The sequence below is a fragment of the Patescibacteria group bacterium genome (assembly GCA_028717685.1).
Classification (GTDB): Bacteria; Patescibacteriota; JAQUNI01; order JAQUNI01; family JAQUNI01; genus JAQUNI01.
Genome location: JAQUNI010000004.1, coordinates 73,294 through 90,409 on the forward strand (window position 1 = coordinate 73,294; position 17,116 = coordinate 90,409).

At 39.0% G+C, this 17,116-nt stretch carries 17 protein-coding genes and 1 other RNA gene; 2 read left to right on the forward strand and 16 right to left on the reverse strand.

Annotated features, from left to right (window positions below):
- Positions 1-115: 115 nt before the first annotated feature.
- The 5 genes from PHW01_05225 to PHW01_05245 form a co-directional block, all read right to left on the reverse strand.
- Positions 116-2,692: a DUF4012 domain-containing protein gene (locus PHW01_05225; GenBank protein ID MDD5627378.1), complete on the reverse strand. Its 2,577-nt coding sequence runs from the start codon at positions 2,690-2,692 to the stop codon at positions 116-118.
- Between the two features lie 167 nt (positions 2,693-2,859).
- The gene (locus PHW01_05230) at positions 2,860-4,038 is read right to left on the reverse strand and encodes a glycosyltransferase family 1 protein (protein MDD5627379.1); all 1,179 of its coding nucleotides are present in this window, start codon (positions 4,036-4,038) and stop codon (positions 2,860-2,862) included.
- Positions 4,039-4,051: 13 nt separating this feature from the next.
- Positions 4,052-5,227: a glycosyltransferase family 1 protein gene (locus PHW01_05235; protein ID MDD5627380.1), complete on the reverse strand. Its 1,176-nt coding sequence runs from the start codon at positions 5,225-5,227 to the stop codon at positions 4,052-4,054.
- Positions 5,228-5,317: 90 nt separating this feature from the next.
- Positions 5,318-5,920 carry a Wzz/FepE/Etk N-terminal domain-containing protein gene (locus PHW01_05240; GenBank protein MDD5627381.1) on the reverse strand — a complete coding sequence of 201 codons (603 nt, stop codon included), beginning with the start codon at positions 5,918-5,920 and terminating at the stop codon, positions 5,318-5,320.
- 80 nt (positions 5,921-6,000) lie between these two features.
- Positions 6,001-7,164 (reverse strand): glycosyltransferase, encoded by a 1,164-nt coding sequence (locus tag PHW01_05245; GenBank protein ID MDD5627382.1) that lies wholly within the window; start codon positions 7,162-7,164, stop codon positions 6,001-6,003.
- Positions 7,165-7,291: 127 nt separating this feature from the next.
- Here PHW01_05245 and PHW01_05250 point away from each other — a divergent pair, with 127 nt between their 5' ends.
- Positions 7,292-8,062, forward strand: a complete 771-nt coding sequence (locus tag PHW01_05250) for a PIG-L family deacetylase (protein ID MDD5627383.1) — start codon at positions 7,292-7,294, stop codon at positions 8,060-8,062.
- Positions 8,063-8,165: 103 nt separating this feature from the next.
- On the forward strand, positions 8,166-8,897 hold the full coding sequence (gene nagB / locus PHW01_05255) for a glucosamine-6-phosphate deaminase (protein ID MDD5627384.1): 732 nt from the start codon (positions 8,166-8,168) through the stop codon (positions 8,895-8,897).
- 73 nt (positions 8,898-8,970) lie between these two features.
- Here nagB and PHW01_05260 read toward each other — a convergent pair whose 3' ends face one another.
- The 11 genes from PHW01_05260 to PHW01_05310 all read right to left on the reverse strand — a co-directional run bounded on the left by PHW01_05260 (position 8,971) and on the right by PHW01_05310 (position 17,090).
- Positions 8,971-9,336 (reverse strand): hypothetical protein, encoded by a 366-nt coding sequence (locus PHW01_05260; GenBank protein ID MDD5627385.1) that lies wholly within the window; start codon positions 9,334-9,336, stop codon positions 8,971-8,973.
- A complete protein-coding gene (locus tag PHW01_05265; GenBank protein ID MDD5627386.1) occupies positions 9,337-9,711 on the reverse strand; it encodes a hypothetical protein in 375 nt (124 codons plus the stop codon).
- Positions 9,712-9,720: 9 nt separating this feature from the next.
- Positions 9,721-9,981 (reverse strand): hypothetical protein, encoded by a 261-nt coding sequence (locus tag PHW01_05270; protein ID MDD5627387.1) that lies wholly within the window; start codon positions 9,979-9,981, stop codon positions 9,721-9,723.
- A gap of 24 nt (positions 9,982-10,005) precedes the next feature.
- Entirely contained in the window at positions 10,006-11,418 is a 1,413-nt protein-coding gene (locus tag PHW01_05275; GenBank protein MDD5627388.1) for a sugar transferase, read from the reverse strand.
- 81 nt (positions 11,419-11,499) lie between these two features.
- Positions 11,500-12,117, reverse strand: an RNA gene (gene rnpB / locus PHW01_05280) — RNase P RNA component class A.
- Between the two features lie 106 nt (positions 12,118-12,223).
- Positions 12,224-13,228, reverse strand: coding sequence for a ribose-phosphate diphosphokinase (gene prs, locus PHW01_05285; protein MDD5627389.1), 1,005 nt, complete (start codon positions 13,226-13,228; stop codon positions 12,224-12,226).
- Between the two features lie 158 nt (positions 13,229-13,386).
- Positions 13,387-13,611 carry a hypothetical protein gene (locus tag PHW01_05290; protein MDD5627390.1) on the reverse strand — a complete coding sequence of 75 codons (225 nt, stop codon included), beginning with the start codon at positions 13,609-13,611 and terminating at the stop codon, positions 13,387-13,389.
- 14 nt (positions 13,612-13,625) lie between these two features.
- Positions 13,626-14,000: a hypothetical protein gene (locus tag PHW01_05295; GenBank protein ID MDD5627391.1), complete on the reverse strand. Its 375-nt coding sequence runs from the start codon at positions 13,998-14,000 to the stop codon at positions 13,626-13,628.
- A gap of 167 nt (positions 14,001-14,167) precedes the next feature.
- Positions 14,168-15,106, reverse strand: coding sequence for a PEP/pyruvate-binding domain-containing protein (locus PHW01_05300; protein MDD5627392.1), 939 nt, complete (start codon positions 15,104-15,106; stop codon positions 14,168-14,170).
- A gap of 42 nt (positions 15,107-15,148) precedes the next feature.
- On the reverse strand, positions 15,149-16,018 hold the full coding sequence (locus tag PHW01_05305; protein ID MDD5627393.1) for a class I SAM-dependent methyltransferase: 870 nt from the start codon (positions 16,016-16,018) through the stop codon (positions 15,149-15,151).
- Between the two features lie 16 nt (positions 16,019-16,034).
- Complete coding sequence (locus PHW01_05310; GenBank protein MDD5627394.1) at positions 16,035-17,090, reverse strand: alpha/beta hydrolase; 1,056 nt, start codon at positions 17,088-17,090, stop codon at positions 16,035-16,037.
- Between the last annotated feature and the right edge of the window lie 26 nt (positions 17,091-17,116).

A 17,116-nucleotide genomic window follows, 5' to 3' on the forward strand; every position in this document is an offset into this window, starting at 1 on the left:
TTCTTCCTGCGGAATAGAAAGACCCCGCAGGAAGGCGCGGAATTTATTATTTTTCCATTTTCAGCTTCAAGCGGCGGCGTTTATTAGATTGCCATGAGCGTAAGCCCGTGGAATTTTAATTTTTCTCCACTGCTATTCCGAAGTATTTATCTGTATCTAAAATTATAGTGCCTGAAATTATATTTTCAGAAGAAAGACTGACATTCTCCGGATATTGCCAAATTAACTTTAAATCAGAGGGTAGAATGATTTTAAAGTTCAAAGTACTGCCAAAACTCCCCGCTTGTTTTTGCGCTAAGAGCGTATATTTATCCAGATTATTCAACATTGAAGGTTTGACCTGGAAAGGCAATTTATATTGAAACCTCACCCGCGCTTGTTCCTGGGGTTTAACAGAAATCCAATTGCCAAAACAAGTTTTACCGAACTCCTCGGTAATGGTCGTTCCCGAGGTTTCTTCGGTGCGGCTGGTCTTTCTGATTTCCTCTAAAAGCGGATCGCGCGCGTATTGCATCTCTTCATAAGAAAAAGGAGGAAGGTTAACTTTGTCAAATCCTTCCGCTTTTATGAGCTCACTGCCTTTGGGCACATAAAGCCGCAAATAATCAATATTATTTATACTTGGCCATTCAGAGTTGCCTGTATGCTGACGAATGATTTCTACGTCGTTTACTATTGTTCCATCGTCATTAATAGTTGTCGTTAAATTAATCGTTTCTTTGATCATATTATCTGTTTTACCTCCGTTGATGTTGGTATTCACCAGCTCGAAGTAATCTTGAGAGGCATCCTTTATTCTGCCATCCCAGTTTTGCCCTGCCACAAAACTCTGTAATTCCGGGTCAAAGAAATAAAAAAGCAAATGTTTCTCCGCCAGCATTTTAGAAAACACGCGAAGCAGAGAGAGCCATTGAGGTTTTTCCGTGTTTAAAATTTCATTCAAAACGCGGGGCGCTAAATCGGCTAAAAATTGCTTTGGACGATTAAGTTTTCGATCATATTCTAATTCCACTTCTTTCTGCGTTTGCATCACAAAATTATTAGCGTCAATCGTAGTCCCGTATTCTGGCATTTCAATAGGACCAGTGAGTTTTAAAAGTTCAACCATTAAATTGGGAGTTATAGCGATTACGCCATCAACGGAAGGTTCGCCAGTTTTTTCAAAAAACCAAGCGACCTTTTCCGCGGAGGCGGGAAAATCAGGAAACCAATTAGCATCCCGCGTATGCCAGCGCGTATTTACAAAACGGATAGGAGAGGGAGGAGTGATTTTTTCCAATAGTTGCCCATCGGGATTATAAATGCCGTCAATTTCAAGCTTTTTAATTTGACCTTCATCTAAATCCAAAAGGCCATAAGAACCAATAAATCCTCCTGTCGCTCTAATTTCGTTATTATTTTGAAAGAGCAGGAGATAACGTTTCGTCTTCTCGTGCCCCAAAATTTTCAATAAATCTTGGCTGAAGGAAAAAAAGTTTTTTAAATTCGCCTCAAGAAGAGGAATATTTTGTTGTAAAAGATTAATCTTTTCTTGAATGTCCTTGTCTAATTTGTCTACCTGCACCTTATTGATTTCATCTTTGGCATTTTGCAGGTTGGATAAAGCGATATTGAGATTATCACGGGATTCTAAAATTGCCGCGGTCAAGGTATGGCTAGATTTTTCCGATGTTTTAACTTGAGACGGATAAATCGCTTCTACATCCTGAAATGGCTGTACAGCAAGGGTTAGATATTCCCCGGTCGTTGCCAAATACTCCCCCACTTTTAAAATTTTCGGACCTTGCGATAATTGGTTAGACAAAGGCATCAATTCCAAGGTTTGGAGGGTGATCTTGCCTAGTTTTTGCGTCTCCCCTAAACTTGCGGCAAAATTCTGGCTTGCTTCCGCGAAGGCCGAGGAAGCTTGATTATAATCTTGTTCGCCCAAGAAATTTTGGGCATCATTAAGACGCGCGTAAGCGATATTCGCTTTCGCGAAAACACTCTCTTTTAAATCAAAGGTCTTTTGGTAAAAAGACAAACCCGAAATAACAGTAGATCCTAGAAGGCAAAAAATAAGAAAGGCTGCCAGGGATTTCTTTTTATAAATTAAAGCGGGGTTACTGCGAATAGGTACTTTGACGGGCTTTAAGCTAAGGCGCGGGATGGTCAAGAAATTAATCTTGCTGGTCTGGTTCCTATACCATTTTTGAAGCGGATTCCAAAATTGGGACGATGCGAGACCTGCCCTTCGATGAGGAGCTTTCCGGGGGGCTTTTTTTGTAAATCTCCTTGGAGATTCAACCTCTTTATAATCAAAAACAGAAGACGCGCGCTTTTCTCGGACTATAAAATTTTTCGGAGGCAGGGAGCGAGAAATAACATTGGTATTTGGAAAAGCGGACTCCTGTTTTTTTTGATATATTTTTTCCAGGCGATAGCCTGGAGCCGCAGCTTTTAAATTTAATAGATTGGGAATGTCTTTCTGAATATTCTTTTCTGGTTTTGTTTTAAGATTTAAAACATAAGGCGAAATAATAACACCATTCTGACGCGCTGGTTTTTCCAAAACCTTTAAATTCACTACGCGGCCATTTTTAAGTAAGATATTGCGAGGAAAAAAATTTTGATTTTTCACCATTTTCGGTGACCACCCGCAAGGAGTGGAATTTTCTTTTTGCATCTTTTTATTTTGAATATTTTGCCCCATTAGAAATAAATTTCTAAACGGGGGTTAGAGAACGAGGTTCTCTAACGGGGTTTATCCTGCGCTTTTCAGGGAGGAATACCCTCCGTAAACCTAGGCTCGCGGAGAAGTTTCTTATTTTCCCGAAGGTCTTTTTATTCCGATGGTAGCTGAAAAATGGGGACTTCTTTTTATGATTCATCCAGTACGGTATTATAAAGGTCTAGGGTTTCTCTCGCGCATTTTTCCCAAGAGAACATCTTTATCCTTTCGCGCCCTTTTTTAATTAAATCGTCTTTTAACGCACGGTTGTTTAAAATTTTCAGGATCGCTGCCGCCATTTCTGGAATCTTATAAGGGTCGAAATAGAGAGCGGCACCACCTAAAATCTCCGGCAGGGAAGTGCTTTTAGAGGAAGCGACGGGGGTGCCAGAGGCCATCGCTTCCAGAGGAGTAAAGCCAAATCCTTCGCGAAAAGAAGGCAAAACTAGAACACTTGCCGCTTGATAGAATGAAACCAGCTCTTCCTCCGGAACGAAACCCACTTGAACAATTCTTTTGTTCAATTTTAGTTTTTGGATTGTCTCCTGAATCTTTGGATAACGCGGGTCCGGATTACCCACGAGAACTAATTTGCAATCCAAGTGATATCTTTGCAAGAGCGAATTGAAAGCGTAAATTAGTCCAACCACGTTTTTATGTTCTCGCAGTACACCAACATATAAGATAAAAGGGCTGTCTAAATTATATTTATTTTTTAGGGTCGCGGCAGCTTCTTTCCTACCCTTTTCACTAAACCCTGTTAAAAATTTATTTCTAAGGGGATGGATTTTTTCTAACGGGGTAAAGCGAGAGTCAATCCCTTCGTAAATAACCTGAATTTTGTCTGCATCCACGGAAAAATTTTTTAAAATATCGTTCTTGGTATAACGAGACACGCTGATTACTTTCTTGGCATAGTTAACATTGTGGGCAAAAATTAATTCGTAAGCCTGCTTGCGCAACAAGGCGCTGAGAAAATCCAGTCCTGGAAAATACTTTTGGGTAATATCATGGACGGTGAGGATATATTTCTTGCGATAAAGGACAGGGGCATTAAAATGAGGAAAATGCATTAAATCCACAGAATATCTATTTAAATCTCGAGGCAAAGAAAATTGTTCGGAGAAAGTATACCATGAAGCTTTGACTTTCACTTTACTGACCCGAGACGATGGAGGCTCATAGGAAGAAAATTCAGGCTCTAAAAGAAAAATGATATAGCGATTCTTTTGATCAAGGGCAAAGAGACAATCTGTTAAATTGCGAATATAATTGCCAATACCCGTCTGCTTAGCGCCATACATTCTCGCGTCAATACCTATGGTCATATGTTTACTTGGTTTACCCCGTTAGAGAATCTTGCTTTCCAACGGGGCTTACTTCTTCAAAAAAAGAAAGTGTGGCGCGGGCGCATTCCGACCAAGAAAATTCCGCCGCTCTTGTGATACCTTTTTTGATTAATCTATCTTTCAGACGAGAATTAAATAAAACAAATTTTATCCCCTCACTAATTTCATTAACATTATAAGGATCAATTAAAATACCCGCTTCCCCTATCACTTCGGGCAGAGAAGAAATATTTGAACTCAATACGGGCACGCCCGAAGCCATCGCTTCCAAGGGTGGAAAACCGAAGCCTTCATAAAATGATGGATATACAAAAAGATCCGCTAGATTATAAAGATACGGTTTATGTTGCACGCTAATAAATCCTATAAACATTATATCACGACTGAAGGGAGATTTGCCAGCTAACTTATAAATATTGCGATACATCCAACCCGGCCGACCGGCAATGACCAGTTTATACTGGGTTTTATAGCGCCGCTTAAACTCATTAAAGGCTAGAATTAAACCCTCAAGATTCTTGCGCGGTTCAAGCGTACCTAGATATAAAATAAAATGAGGGGGCAAATTATACTTCTGCCGTACGGAAACTACGAAAGGGTGATTTCTGCTCCGTGGTTTGAATCTTTTTAAAATACCAGAATGGATTACTCTTATTTTACGGCGAGGTATTTTGTATAGCTTTTCCAAATCAAAACGAGTGGAGGAAGAAACGGCAATAATACCCGCCGCCCTTTGAGCGGCAGAGCGCGGCAAAACAAATTGATGCCAAAGCCTTCTTTTCCAAGAAAAAAATTCCGGATGCCGCTCAAACGACAAGTCATGAAAAGTGACGATTTGTTTGCATTGGGGAGAAAGGTTAGTAAAAATAAGATTGGGACTAAAGAATAAATCAATGCCTTTCAGCATTTCATCCGCCCGAGGGTATTTTAAAAACACAAAGGCGGAATTCAATATTTTATTAGGATAAGAGAAAAAATACAATTTGACATTCGGAAGAAGCTCTAATTTTTTAAAATTCAACTTCGGTGCGCTAAAGGAATTAAGAAAGAGTTTATATTGATTTTTTTTGTCAATAAAAAACAGGTGGGAGAGAAGATTAATCGTATATTCTTCCACACCTGATTTTTCGCCCGTATTTATTGGTCTTAAATCAACGCCAATAACCATATCGATTGTTCGATTGTTCTATTGTTCTTTGATTATTACAAAATCTAAGACAAGCTAATTCTGAAGTAATCAAGTAATTGAACAACGGATTTATTTTTCCCAATAAAAGAAAACTAAAGCCAGAAAAACGCCTAAAAGTAAACCGCCGCCCGCCGAAGCTAGGAATAGAAAAAGAAAGTTAACCATCTCTTGCTCCACAGAACCGACCTGGATATCCGCTATAAAAGCAGATTGCCCCTCCGGATCTAAATTTAAACGAGCGACCCTGCTTTCAATCACCGTTTTGATAATCTTGGCAAGTTGCAAGGCAGTTTTTTTATTGTCAGCGGTTATTTTTAATTCTAAATTTTGGGAGGACAACTTCCGGCTTGCAATGAAATTATTCCATTCTCCATACTGATCTTCGGAAAAGCCGGCCTCAATAAAAACTTGCCGGCTAAAATTTTTATTTCTCAACCAACTTTGAATTGTATCGGTAACCAAATTCGCGGCTTGAATAGCGTAATATTCATCATACTGATAGTCTTGCGCGGGGGGTCGATTCGCTCTTTTTACCTCTACATCCAGGTAAGTCCGATAAACAGGGGGTTGAAATAAACCGAAAAAAAGAGTGACGACCATAACTAAAATTATCACCCCCGCGATAATACTTTTTTCATGCCATAAAATTTGAAGAAATTTTTTGAAATCCATAATTTAGTAATTGGTAATCAGTAATTAGTAATCGGTAATTTATTCTTTAATTAAATTATCAACTACCAAATACAAATTATCTACACCATTAATGGTCTAACTTGTTTTGAGGATACATCTTTAAGGGGAAGTTCAAGGGGAGATTTTTTTTGGTGATATTCTGCCAATGCTTTCGCGATAAATTCTTTTATCTTCTTTTCAAAAAGCGCGACATCAAACTGCGCGACATATTCCCTAATTTTCTTGGCATTAAAATTTTTAGGGTCAAAACTTTTAATAGCTTCCGCTAAGCTCTCTACTGTTTGTTCCGGAAATAAAATTCCTGTTTTATCAGGGATCACGGTTTCTAAAGCGCCTCCGCGACCATAAGCAATCACCGGCCTGCCGCTAGCCATGCTTTCCAAAGCGGTAATCCCTAAGTCCTCTTCTTGAGGAAAAATGAAGGCGCGAGAATGAGAATAGACCTCCGCTAGTTTGGTATCAGACACTTTGCCCAAGAATTCAATATTCGGCCGCGCTATTTTCTTCAATGATTTGAATTCTGACCCGACGCCAAAGATTTTTAAAGGCCAGCCTAATTTATTAAAAGTTTGAATGGTTAAATCAAATTTTTTGTAAGCGACTAATCTTCCTCCGGTTAAAAAATAATTGCCGATCTTAGCGCTTAAATGGAACTTTTTTAACTCCACGGGAGCATAAATCACTTCCGCCTCGCGCCGATAATATTTTTTAATCTTCCGAGCGATATTTTCGGAATTCGCGATAAAATAATCCACGCGCCTGCTTGCCAAATAATCCCAAAGGCGAATCTTATGCAAGGTAAGGGGGATAAACTTTTTAATAATTTTATTATATTTCAATTCTTTAGTGTAACTATGGGTATCGCTCCAGAGATAGCGGGTAGGAGTATGGCAATAACAAATATGCAGGGTTTCAGGTCGGATAATCACTCCCTTGGCAAAAGCGGAAGCCGAGGAGATAACTAAATCATAATCAAATAAATTAAATTCTTCAAAAGCAAGAGGCATTAAAGGCAAATACCATTGGTATCGCTTAAGTCCGAGAGGCATCTTTTGAATAAAAGACGTCTTTATTTTTGTTTTTCTAAAAACGCGATTTGCCCCTTTTTTATCGTAAACCAACACAAAAATCGGCGCCTCCGGATATATTTTGTGAAAAATAGTTAAAACGCGTTCCGCGCCGCCATCTTGAGCCAAATGGTCATGAACTAATGCTACCTTCATATTGATTACAATTATTGAATTTTTAATTATAGTAAATTAGGCAAAATATGTAAAGAATAATGCTTCTTGACATCTTTTCCCCATCCCTTTAATCTAGATATATACCAATCCTTGAAGCCGCTGTATTATGGCAATATTTCACCTATATTCCAAAGAAGCTTTTCATAAATCACATCCTGCAAAAATAGAAAAATATCCCTCAAAACAAAAAATTATCGCCATCTCTCCGCACTCGGACGATTTATCAGTTAACTGCGGAGGAACGATGGCGATTTTAGCGCCTAGCAATAAAATTATCCCTGTCTTATTTTACGCAGGTTACAGGGGAGTGGAAAAGGTTAATCCTGAACAAGGGACAAAAATTCGCGAAAGAGAGATGCAAAAAGAGGCAAAAATTTTAGGACTCAAGAAACCTATCTTTTTGCGCTTGGGATCTTATGAAAAAAATGATTCCTTGATACTCGGAAAAGATATTAAAAAAATTGCTTCTTATTTGCAAAAAATTCAACCCGATATTATTTTTCTGCCTCAAAAAAACGATTTACAACCCCGACACAAACTTGCCGCGAAACTTACGCTTGCCGCTTTTGAAAAGATAAAAGGCGGCAAGAGGATACAATTATTTTTTTATGAATCGGTGTGGAGCCTTTTTGGCGCTTCTTGTTTTAATAGCGCTTTTACAATTCCATCCGCGATAATGGCAAAAAAAATACGGGCAATCCGAGCGCATCGTTCCCAACTTCAACGCACCGCTTTTGATCGGGCGGCGGAAAATTTAGCCTCTTTCCGCTCCGCGATTGTGCCTGAACAGAAAATGGGGGGATATGGCACAAAGAATCAAAAGATTGCAAAATATATGGAGGTGTTTTATCAATTAAAAATGAAAAGTGAAATATGAAAAATCACAATGCAAAATTCAAAAAGATCAAATATAAGGTCAAAATTCATCGCGACGGAAAAATAATTTTAGATTTTAAATTATGGTTTTTAATTTTTCATTTATGTATATCATTATTAAAAAAAATTATGAGGAGCTAAGTAAACAAGCAACAGTAATTGTTAAACAAAAAATTTTGGCAAAGCCAAATTTGGTTTTAGGTTTGGCTACAGGCTCCACCCCCCTTGGTTTATACCAAGAATTAATTAGGACGCACCAAAAAGAAGGTTTAGATTTCAGCGAAGTGACAACTTTTAATTTGGATGAATACGCGGGACTAGCCCCTTCTCATCCCCAAAGCTACAATTATTATATGCGGGAAAATCTTTTTAAACACATCAATATTAAAAAAGAAAACGTTTTTATTCCCAAAGGCATCGCGGAAAATATTGAAGAGTCCTGCCAGCAATACGAGTATGAAATCAAGAAGCGCGGCGGCATTGATTTGCAAATTTTAGGCATTGGCCGCGACGGGCATATTGGTTTTAATGAGCCAGGCACTTCTTTTGCCTCCCGCACCCATATTGTAAATTTAGATTCTGTAACCATTGAGGATAATGCCCGTTTTTTTGAGAATAAGAATGAAGTTCCCCGCCGAGCGATTACAATGGGTATTGGCACCATTATGGAAGCCAAAGAATGTTTGATGCTGGTGAATGGCGCGCACAAAGCGGAGATTATCGCGCGCGCTTTACAGGGACAAATTACAGAGAAAGTGCCGGCTTCGGTTTTACAGAAACATCCGAATCTAACCGTGATTTTAGACGAAGAGGCGGCAGTAAAATTAAAAGCATAAAACGCAAGAGGATCGCATATTTTGTTAAAAATATTTTAAAATAAAAAAGGTTATACTTTAATATATAACCTATTTAGCCGATATCAACTGTGTATAATAAAGATTCAAGATCCTTTTCTGATATTTCTTCTTGGTTATTCGGGTCGTGAAATATCGCTTCAAATTTTACCTCCCGGCTCTTATTGCCTGTGTAACTGAAGGATTGGACTATTTTTCGTCCGCCTGATCCACAGGATGCTTTGCCGGAATATGCAATAGATCGATCGAATACATCTGAATCAATGAAACCATAAAATTTGATAACAATTGGCGTATAAAACTCGCTTACGACAAACTTGATTATTGTAACAATTTCTTTAACAAATGAGCCATCTTGGATGACTTTCATACCCAAGATATCCGTTATGTATCCTTTTTTTGATACGACAGCTTCCCCCATTTATTTTTCGCCTCCTTTTTCTGGTAATTTCATTACTTCAATTTGCAGTGGCGGATTGGAAACAGAAACCAGTCTAATACTGCGCGCATCCCAAAGTTCGATGTTAGCATTATTACCTGTTGGTTCACAAATGTAGCAATCCAATTTTCCTGATTGTCTTCTTATGACTTGGTATAGAACCCCATAGTCAAATCTAGTTTCATCTGAACCTTCAAATTCAATGACAACCTCTTTACCTATACAGTTCCGGATGTGGTCTAAATCGACTAATATCTTTCCGTTTTTATCGAGCACTTTAGCCGATTCATCTTGTGTCACGCATCCAGTAATCAAAACTGCAAAAGTTAACAATACAATCGTTATAAACCTTTTCATTTTCATTTTTCACTCCTTACAACTAACAGTTTGGGGATTGAAGGGAAAAATTATTAAGAGTTTTCCATATTTAGTAAGAACGATTTCATTCTCTCTAAACTCTATACCATCTCCATAGAATGTGGCGATGGTCTTGCCGCTTCTTTTTTCCCAAACCATTATACCTACTACCATCATTAGCCTTCCGTTGCAACCAATAGTTACATCGCACCAATAACTAAAACCATCTTCTTTGTCGCCTATCGCACAATCAATGTCTATCCCTCTCAAAATATACCTCCTTTTTGCGGCGGATTATTCCGCCTTTCTCTTTTTCAGCACTGCCATCGGTGTTTTTAGAAAAATCCAGAGATCTAACCGCGGCGACCAATTCTCAATATAGTATGTATCTAGCCGCACCTCCTCTTCAAAATCCAAGTCGCTTCTGCCCGAGATTTGGGCGAGTCCTGTAATCCCCGGCTTAATCTTTAACACCCTTTTGTGGTGTTTTTTGTATTTTGCCACTTCTTCAGGCAGATGCGGCCGCGGACCGACTAGACTCATTTTACCAATGAAAACTAAAAAAAACTCTGCTAATTCATCAATGGAAAACCGTCTAATAAATCTGCCTACGCGGGTTACACGAGGATCATTTTTGATCTTAACCATCGGCGTGCCTTTGCGTATATTATGCTTCGCTAAAACTGTGTAACGCAAACTGTCGCATTTTGGCCGCATAGAACGAAATTTAAAATAACGGAACAATTTGCCGTACTGACCAACCCGCTTTAGGGGCTGTCCTTTATCAAGATGGGAGAAAAATGTTGGTCCCTTTGAATCAAGCTTAATCGCTATCGCAGTGGCAATCATAACAGGACTTGCCAAAATAATCAAAATTACAGAAATAACTATGTCGGCAATGCGTTTAAAAATCCGACCCCAACCGTCCAGAGGGGTATCTTTTAATTCCACAATCGGAATACCGGAAACAGTTTCAATATCTAATTTAGTCACTTGGGCGCCAAGCATATCTGGCACATATTTATAAACTAAATGATGCACATCGCAATAATCCACAATTTTTAAAACCTCTCTTTGCGACAAATCCAAGCTGCATTGGATCACTTCATCCACACCGCGCCGTAAGCGTGCCAGATCCAGCTTTTTAATAACATCGTCCTCGGCTAAAATATGGGTCATAATCTTATAGCCTAAACGCGGTTCCCTTTTATATTTTTCAGCTAGAATTTTGCCAGCATTGCCATTGCCGATTAAAGCGATACGATGCACGCCATAACCATATTTTAATAAAACCCTCTGAACCGCGCGGATTACAGAACGTCCCAAAATTACAAAGACAACCGAGAGCAGCCAAACAGCCAAAAAAATAAAGCGCGAAGAAAAGAGTTCGCGCTGAAAAAACAATAAAACGATTAGCGCCATCATTGCCGTAGAGATGCTTATAAAAACCCGATAAGCCTCGCGCAAACCGCCGCGCGTGGTTTTTAAATTATAAAGTCCGGTCAAAGCAAAAATTCCCAAACAAACTAATGCCGCAACGCCACTCCAGAACATATACTCACGAAAGGAGAAGTTGTAAATAACCGGCTTAATCTCCGTAATACTCTCTGAAAATCTTAAATGGTAAGCGAAAAAAACCGCGAGGAGAATCATCGCGAAATCCACGGGGACTAATAAAAAACTAAAAAAAAGTTCTGATTTTTTCATTAATGTAAGCTAACAGTTGAAAGCGAAAAGCGTAAAGCGCGAACTAAAATTTTGCCCTTCATATTTTACGCTTTTTAGTTGTCTTTAAGCAAGCCTATAAGCCGAATTCTGTTTGGAGAGCCACGAGGGCACTCCTTGATGACCATCTATCTAGGCGCGCTGTTGCCAGCGCGCTCAAGCGTCTTCCCCACGTCTTTAGAAAACGCGGAGCGCAGACTTGCACCAGGCAGGGTTTAGCACTAGCTTTAAGTCGCCTTAAGCCAGAGAGGATTTTTAGGCCCTCACTTTTCACCCTTACCCCTAACACCTCGCTAACGCTCGGTGTAATTTTTAATTTTTAATTCTTAATTTTTATTAAATTTTTAATGATTTAATTTCTAATGTTTAAAAATTAGAAATTGTTAATTTAATAAAAATTGTCTCGCTATGCGAGATCTGGCGAAGCCAAAAAATTGTTCAATTGAAAATTTACTGAACGCAAGTGAGGTGTTAAAAGGGCGGTTTTGTTTCTGTGCCACTTTCCCTAGGCTTCGTAATATTTCAAGTCTTAAGAGCTTAAAATATCACTGCTCCCGGTCGCTGTTAACGACTGCCGCTTTCGCCCCTCACTTTTGATAAAGTGAGGGGGTTGGTGTTCGGACTTTCCTCCCCAGTATGTTAAATAAATCAACATACCAGAGCGATCATCCGGCTTGCTAGAAGACAAAATTATTATAGCCCAGATTATCTGAAAAGTCAAATAATGTTAAATAAAAAAAGCGCAGATCTAAAATCTGCGCAAAGCATATATTTCTTAGTACCAATACTAATAATCTTTGATAAAACTATCGGATAATTCGCTTAAAGACTCGCCGTAATGAATCCTTCGGATTGCTTCGGCAAATAAGGGTGCGACATCAATAATCACAAACTTATCCGTAGTTCTTTTTTTATCTACAGGTACCGTGTTGGTAGTGTAGATGCGATTAAACCTTTTCTGGAGAACTTCATAGGAATTACCAGAAAGGATCGGATGGGTGAAAAAAGTACACAACTCTTTAGCGCCCGCTTCTTCTAGCTCATCGCCATCAGTAACAAGCGTTCCACCGCCTAAAGCTTCGTCATCAATAAGAATTGCTGTTCGTCCCTTCACACTACCAATGATGGTTTTGCATTCTGTCTGCTCATTATGCCCGATCCGCTCTTTATCAATAACGGCAGTGCATTGAGTGGGATCAACTCCAATGGCTTGAGCTATCCTGCGCACTAATTTAGACATCCCCACGTCAGGCGCCACCAAAACAAAATCATTTGGATAATGAACTATATCTAAATCCTCATTCAACTTTTTTGCTAAAATCGGCGGGATATAAAGTTCATCAAGACTAGCATCATCCGTATAATGTCGAATATGGGTATCATGCAAATGCATCGACAGGAAACCATTTACTCCACAAGCCCTTTCTAAAGCAATAATTTTATACTTTACCCCTGTGGCTATTCTTGGTTCATCTTTCTTGTCACTACGTACCGAATGCATATAGGGCATCACGGCGATCCGTTTAGGGCCGGCGGCAGCGTCTTTTGTCGCAAAGGCAATCATGGCAAGTTCCTCAAAAAGATTCGCGGAATCTTTTATGGGCGAATGGCCAGTTTGAATAATAAATACATCCTTCCCCCGCACTGTTTCATCAACCTTCACAAGATATTGAGTATTAGAAAACTGTTTGATCGTTACAGGGGTTCTCTGAATACCCAAATAGGTGCAGACCTGATCGGCAAATTCTGGATAAGCATTGCCACTCAAAATTACTAATTTGTCTTCTGGCATAATATACCTCCTCTTTAAAAGGACAAAATACAGGCACAAGATAAATGATATGCCTGCATATAGCAACCAAGAGATATGGGATAACTTTATCCTATAATAAAAAAACAGTTTCGTCAAAATAAAAAGCGTCAAACCTTGGTTGATGCTTACAAAAAAATTTATCTTTCGTCGTCATCAGAGAATAAATCTAAGATGGCTTTAATGCCATACCATTCTATAGAAGGTCGAGGCAGTCTATCTAAAGCGGTGCCCAAATCCAATTTAAATAAAGGCCAATACTGTCTCACTCTAGACACTAAAGGTATTATTATGAGGTAGCCCACAAGAAACGCGGGCGTACCAACGAGAAAAAGATAAAAAAGAACTGACAATAAAATTTTCACTTTTCCACCTCCTCTTAATATGTCTTGACGACCTCGCCATTTTGGTCTAATTCCACAAAATGATGCGCTTTGCCCTCGCGGAAGGCGGGACATTGGTTTTCAGATTTGTTATCCACCTCTTGCCGCGGATTATGCGCTGTGTCACAAACCCAGTCTGGAATAATTTCGTTGGAAAGGCAAGGGCCTTCCGAAATATCCCGACCATCTGCATTTTCTCTTTGAAACAACTCTTTGCATTGCGCGATTGCTAAATCTTTTTCGGCTTCTTGACCAGTTCTGACCGTGCTCACGCCTGTCAAATCATCAACTCTTTGTTCCACTTCTTTTTTGCAACCTGAAAGAAAAGCCATTATTAAGAACAAGGATAAAATAAATATTGCTCTTTTCATAATTTTTTATTTATACCCTAAATTATGGAATACACCGTCATTACGAGGAGTCCCGAGCTTGCCGAGGGACGACGAAGCCCGCCCGCCTCGCCTGAAGCGAAGCGATGGCGGGCAGGCATCTCCCCCTCGGGCAGGGGGAGTGAATTTCGAATTCAAGATAGTTCAAATCACAAAGTCGTAATTGGTCGGCTCTGCACAATATAAATTTTATCCTTTTCTACCGCCCATTCAATATCGCAAGGAAAGCCATAATGGGCTTCTATCTTTTTGCAAATTTGGGCAAGTGCAATGATTTTAGGGAGAGGGAGACATTGTTTGCTGGCACGGCTTAAAGAAACTTTGATTTCTTTTGTCTTTTCGCCTATCCTTTTTATTTCTATTAATTGTTCATTGACCGTAATATCTATAATTTTCATTTTTTGTTTATCCACCACATAACAATCCGGCGTCACTTTGCCCCCCACCACTGCTTCTCCTAGCCCCCAGCTTGCCTCAATCACCATCTGATTTCTATCGCCCGTCACGGGATGCACGGTAAAACAGACTCCCGCCACTTCTGATTCCACCATTTTTTGAATCACAACCGCTACCGAAACTTTTTTGCCGTTTATTTTTTTCTCAATGCGATAGAAAATGGCGCGGGGCGTAAACAGAGAAGACCAACATTTTTTTACCGCATCCATTAATTCTTTTTTCTGAACCCCCAAGTAACTTTCCAATTCTCCAGCCCAAGAGGCAACACGAGAATCTTCGGCTGTGGCGGAAGAACGCACGGCAACATATCGAGCTTTCAGTTTGTTAAAAGCTATTGCGATTTTTTTTTCTATGCCTTGGGGCATTGGATATTTGCCGATTAAACTACGCAACACTTCCGAGGCATCATCTATGGTATGGGTCTTTTTCGGATCAGCTTTCTTGAGTTCGCTTTCCACTTCCACGTTAAGATCAGTCTGTTCTAAAAAGCTATCAAAGGCCGAAGCTAAAATGACAAAACCAGGGGGGATCGGAAACCCTGCTTTTGTCATTTCTCCTAGGGAAGCACCCTTGCCGCCGGCAATAGCAATGTCTTTTTTTGTAATTTGAAGGAAAGGAAGAATAAATCTCATAAATCCAATTACTTTAAAAATAGCTTTTTCATATGGTTCACCTTATTTTTTCGGTCTTAAAACCATATCTCTTCTTAAACGATAAACAGAATGAGATGAATCAATATAAAAATCTTCTACATAGAAATAAGGGAATAATAATTCATAAATTTCACCCACTGTCGGATCTACCTCTATATAACTACCAAGTATTTCTTTCTTAATATCTCCTTGAATGGGCCAAATTTTTCCTAGCACTTTAGATTCTATTTGATTTCTGGAAGCATAAGCTTTCAATTTCTCTTTTAAGTCATGAAAGGCATAGGCTCTGGCCTCCGAATTAAAAGAATAATTAGCGAGAAGGGAATAAAATATATCTACTTGATTTTGAAAATTCCTAAAAAATTTTGGATTATATTGATACTTTTTGAAGACTTTTTCAAAAGTAATTTTTTGATCTAAATTTGCAACCATTGTTGAAAAAAAATAAAAGCCATTTTTTTTCAAAATTATATTTATGTCTCGAAAATTTTTTCTCCAATCCTTTAATACCATATTCACTTGAGTTTCATCACTAAAAATAATGTCAAATTCTTCCTTCTGAAAGAATTGATCAGTATTTTCCCATTTGCCTTGGATAAATTTTTCTTTTTTGGGGTCTTGTCGCATCATTTTTTTCATTCCATAATACATCCCTTCATTAGCGTCAAAACAGGTAACGTTTAATTTTAGTTTAGCGCAGATATCTCTGGTTTCCGGTGTAGAACCAAAAATCAGCACCTTGGGTTTCGGCTGTTTGATAAGATATTTTTTGAGATATTTCAAATAAAAATTAAGCTGATTTTGATTAGGCCGCCAAGGTGGCTGGATTCCCCGCCATAGTTCAACATATGAGTTCCACTTTGGATTATAGATTTGATTGGTTTTGGACATAAAGTTAAAATAATTATTATTTTCTCTCAATAATTTTTGCGATCCATCTTCTCACCCGATCCAAAGGATAATCGTGCACCTCGGTGTCTCTGCCGCCGATTTTTTCCGGCATGTCAAATTCTTTAAGATCCTTGAAAACAATATTGCCTTTTCTATTTAGCTCTTTCATCCTTGTAAAAAACGGCAGGGTTTCGCCCTGCAAATCAATGTCGGCATCAGCTACAGATTCCACGCCAACCAAACGCACATTTAGAGGTAAATCCTTGGCGGTCATTTTCCCTATTGCCTCTCCGTCGGAAATTAAATCATTTATCACCGCTTCCGCGTCCATTCCTTTAAAATAATCTTTCCCCGCCTCGCTTTCAAAAAATTCACGATAGTTTTCAAATACCTCTGACCGCGTTTCCAACATTGCGCCCATTAAAATAACATTGTCAATTTTTTGCTCAATTTTTTTCGCCGCTTCGCTTGCATCCCTATGCAATTCCACCATTGAATTAACGGCAATACTGCCGCCCCAAGAATGACCAATAATATCTATTTTGCCGATATCGTCAATCTTATTCCCTAACGACTTAAGCGCGGTTAAAATTTCCCTATTCGCTTTATGCCAACTAAATTTTTCCTCATTGCCAATGTATTTTTGCTTTTTTTCGGAAGCTTCCTTTTGCTTTTCCGGGCAGTGAATATAATTTTTTACATCTTCGCCTTCTATCCTTAAACCATTATGCCGCAAAAAGATCACCGCGCGACCATCTTGGCTAAAATCATCGGCATATTTTGCTTCCTGCATGGCAAAATCGCCTTTGTATCCCGGACTAATAATTAAAATATCCTTCGCTACCCCCTCTTTGGGCAAGTAAACCTTGCCTTCCACGACCTCATCAGAATCTGGATTTCTAAATTCCGTCCAATAAGATTCATAATTGCCGAGCTCGCGCAGCTCATTATCTTCGTCTAAATCCTTTTCCAGTTTAATTGTCTTCTCGGGATTAAAATTTTCCCCAAATAGTTTTTCTAGTGCCTCAAATTTCGGAGTAGGCTCTTGCTCTATAAATTTTTCTTGTTCCATAGTTTTAAATTGATTTTTCTCCCACC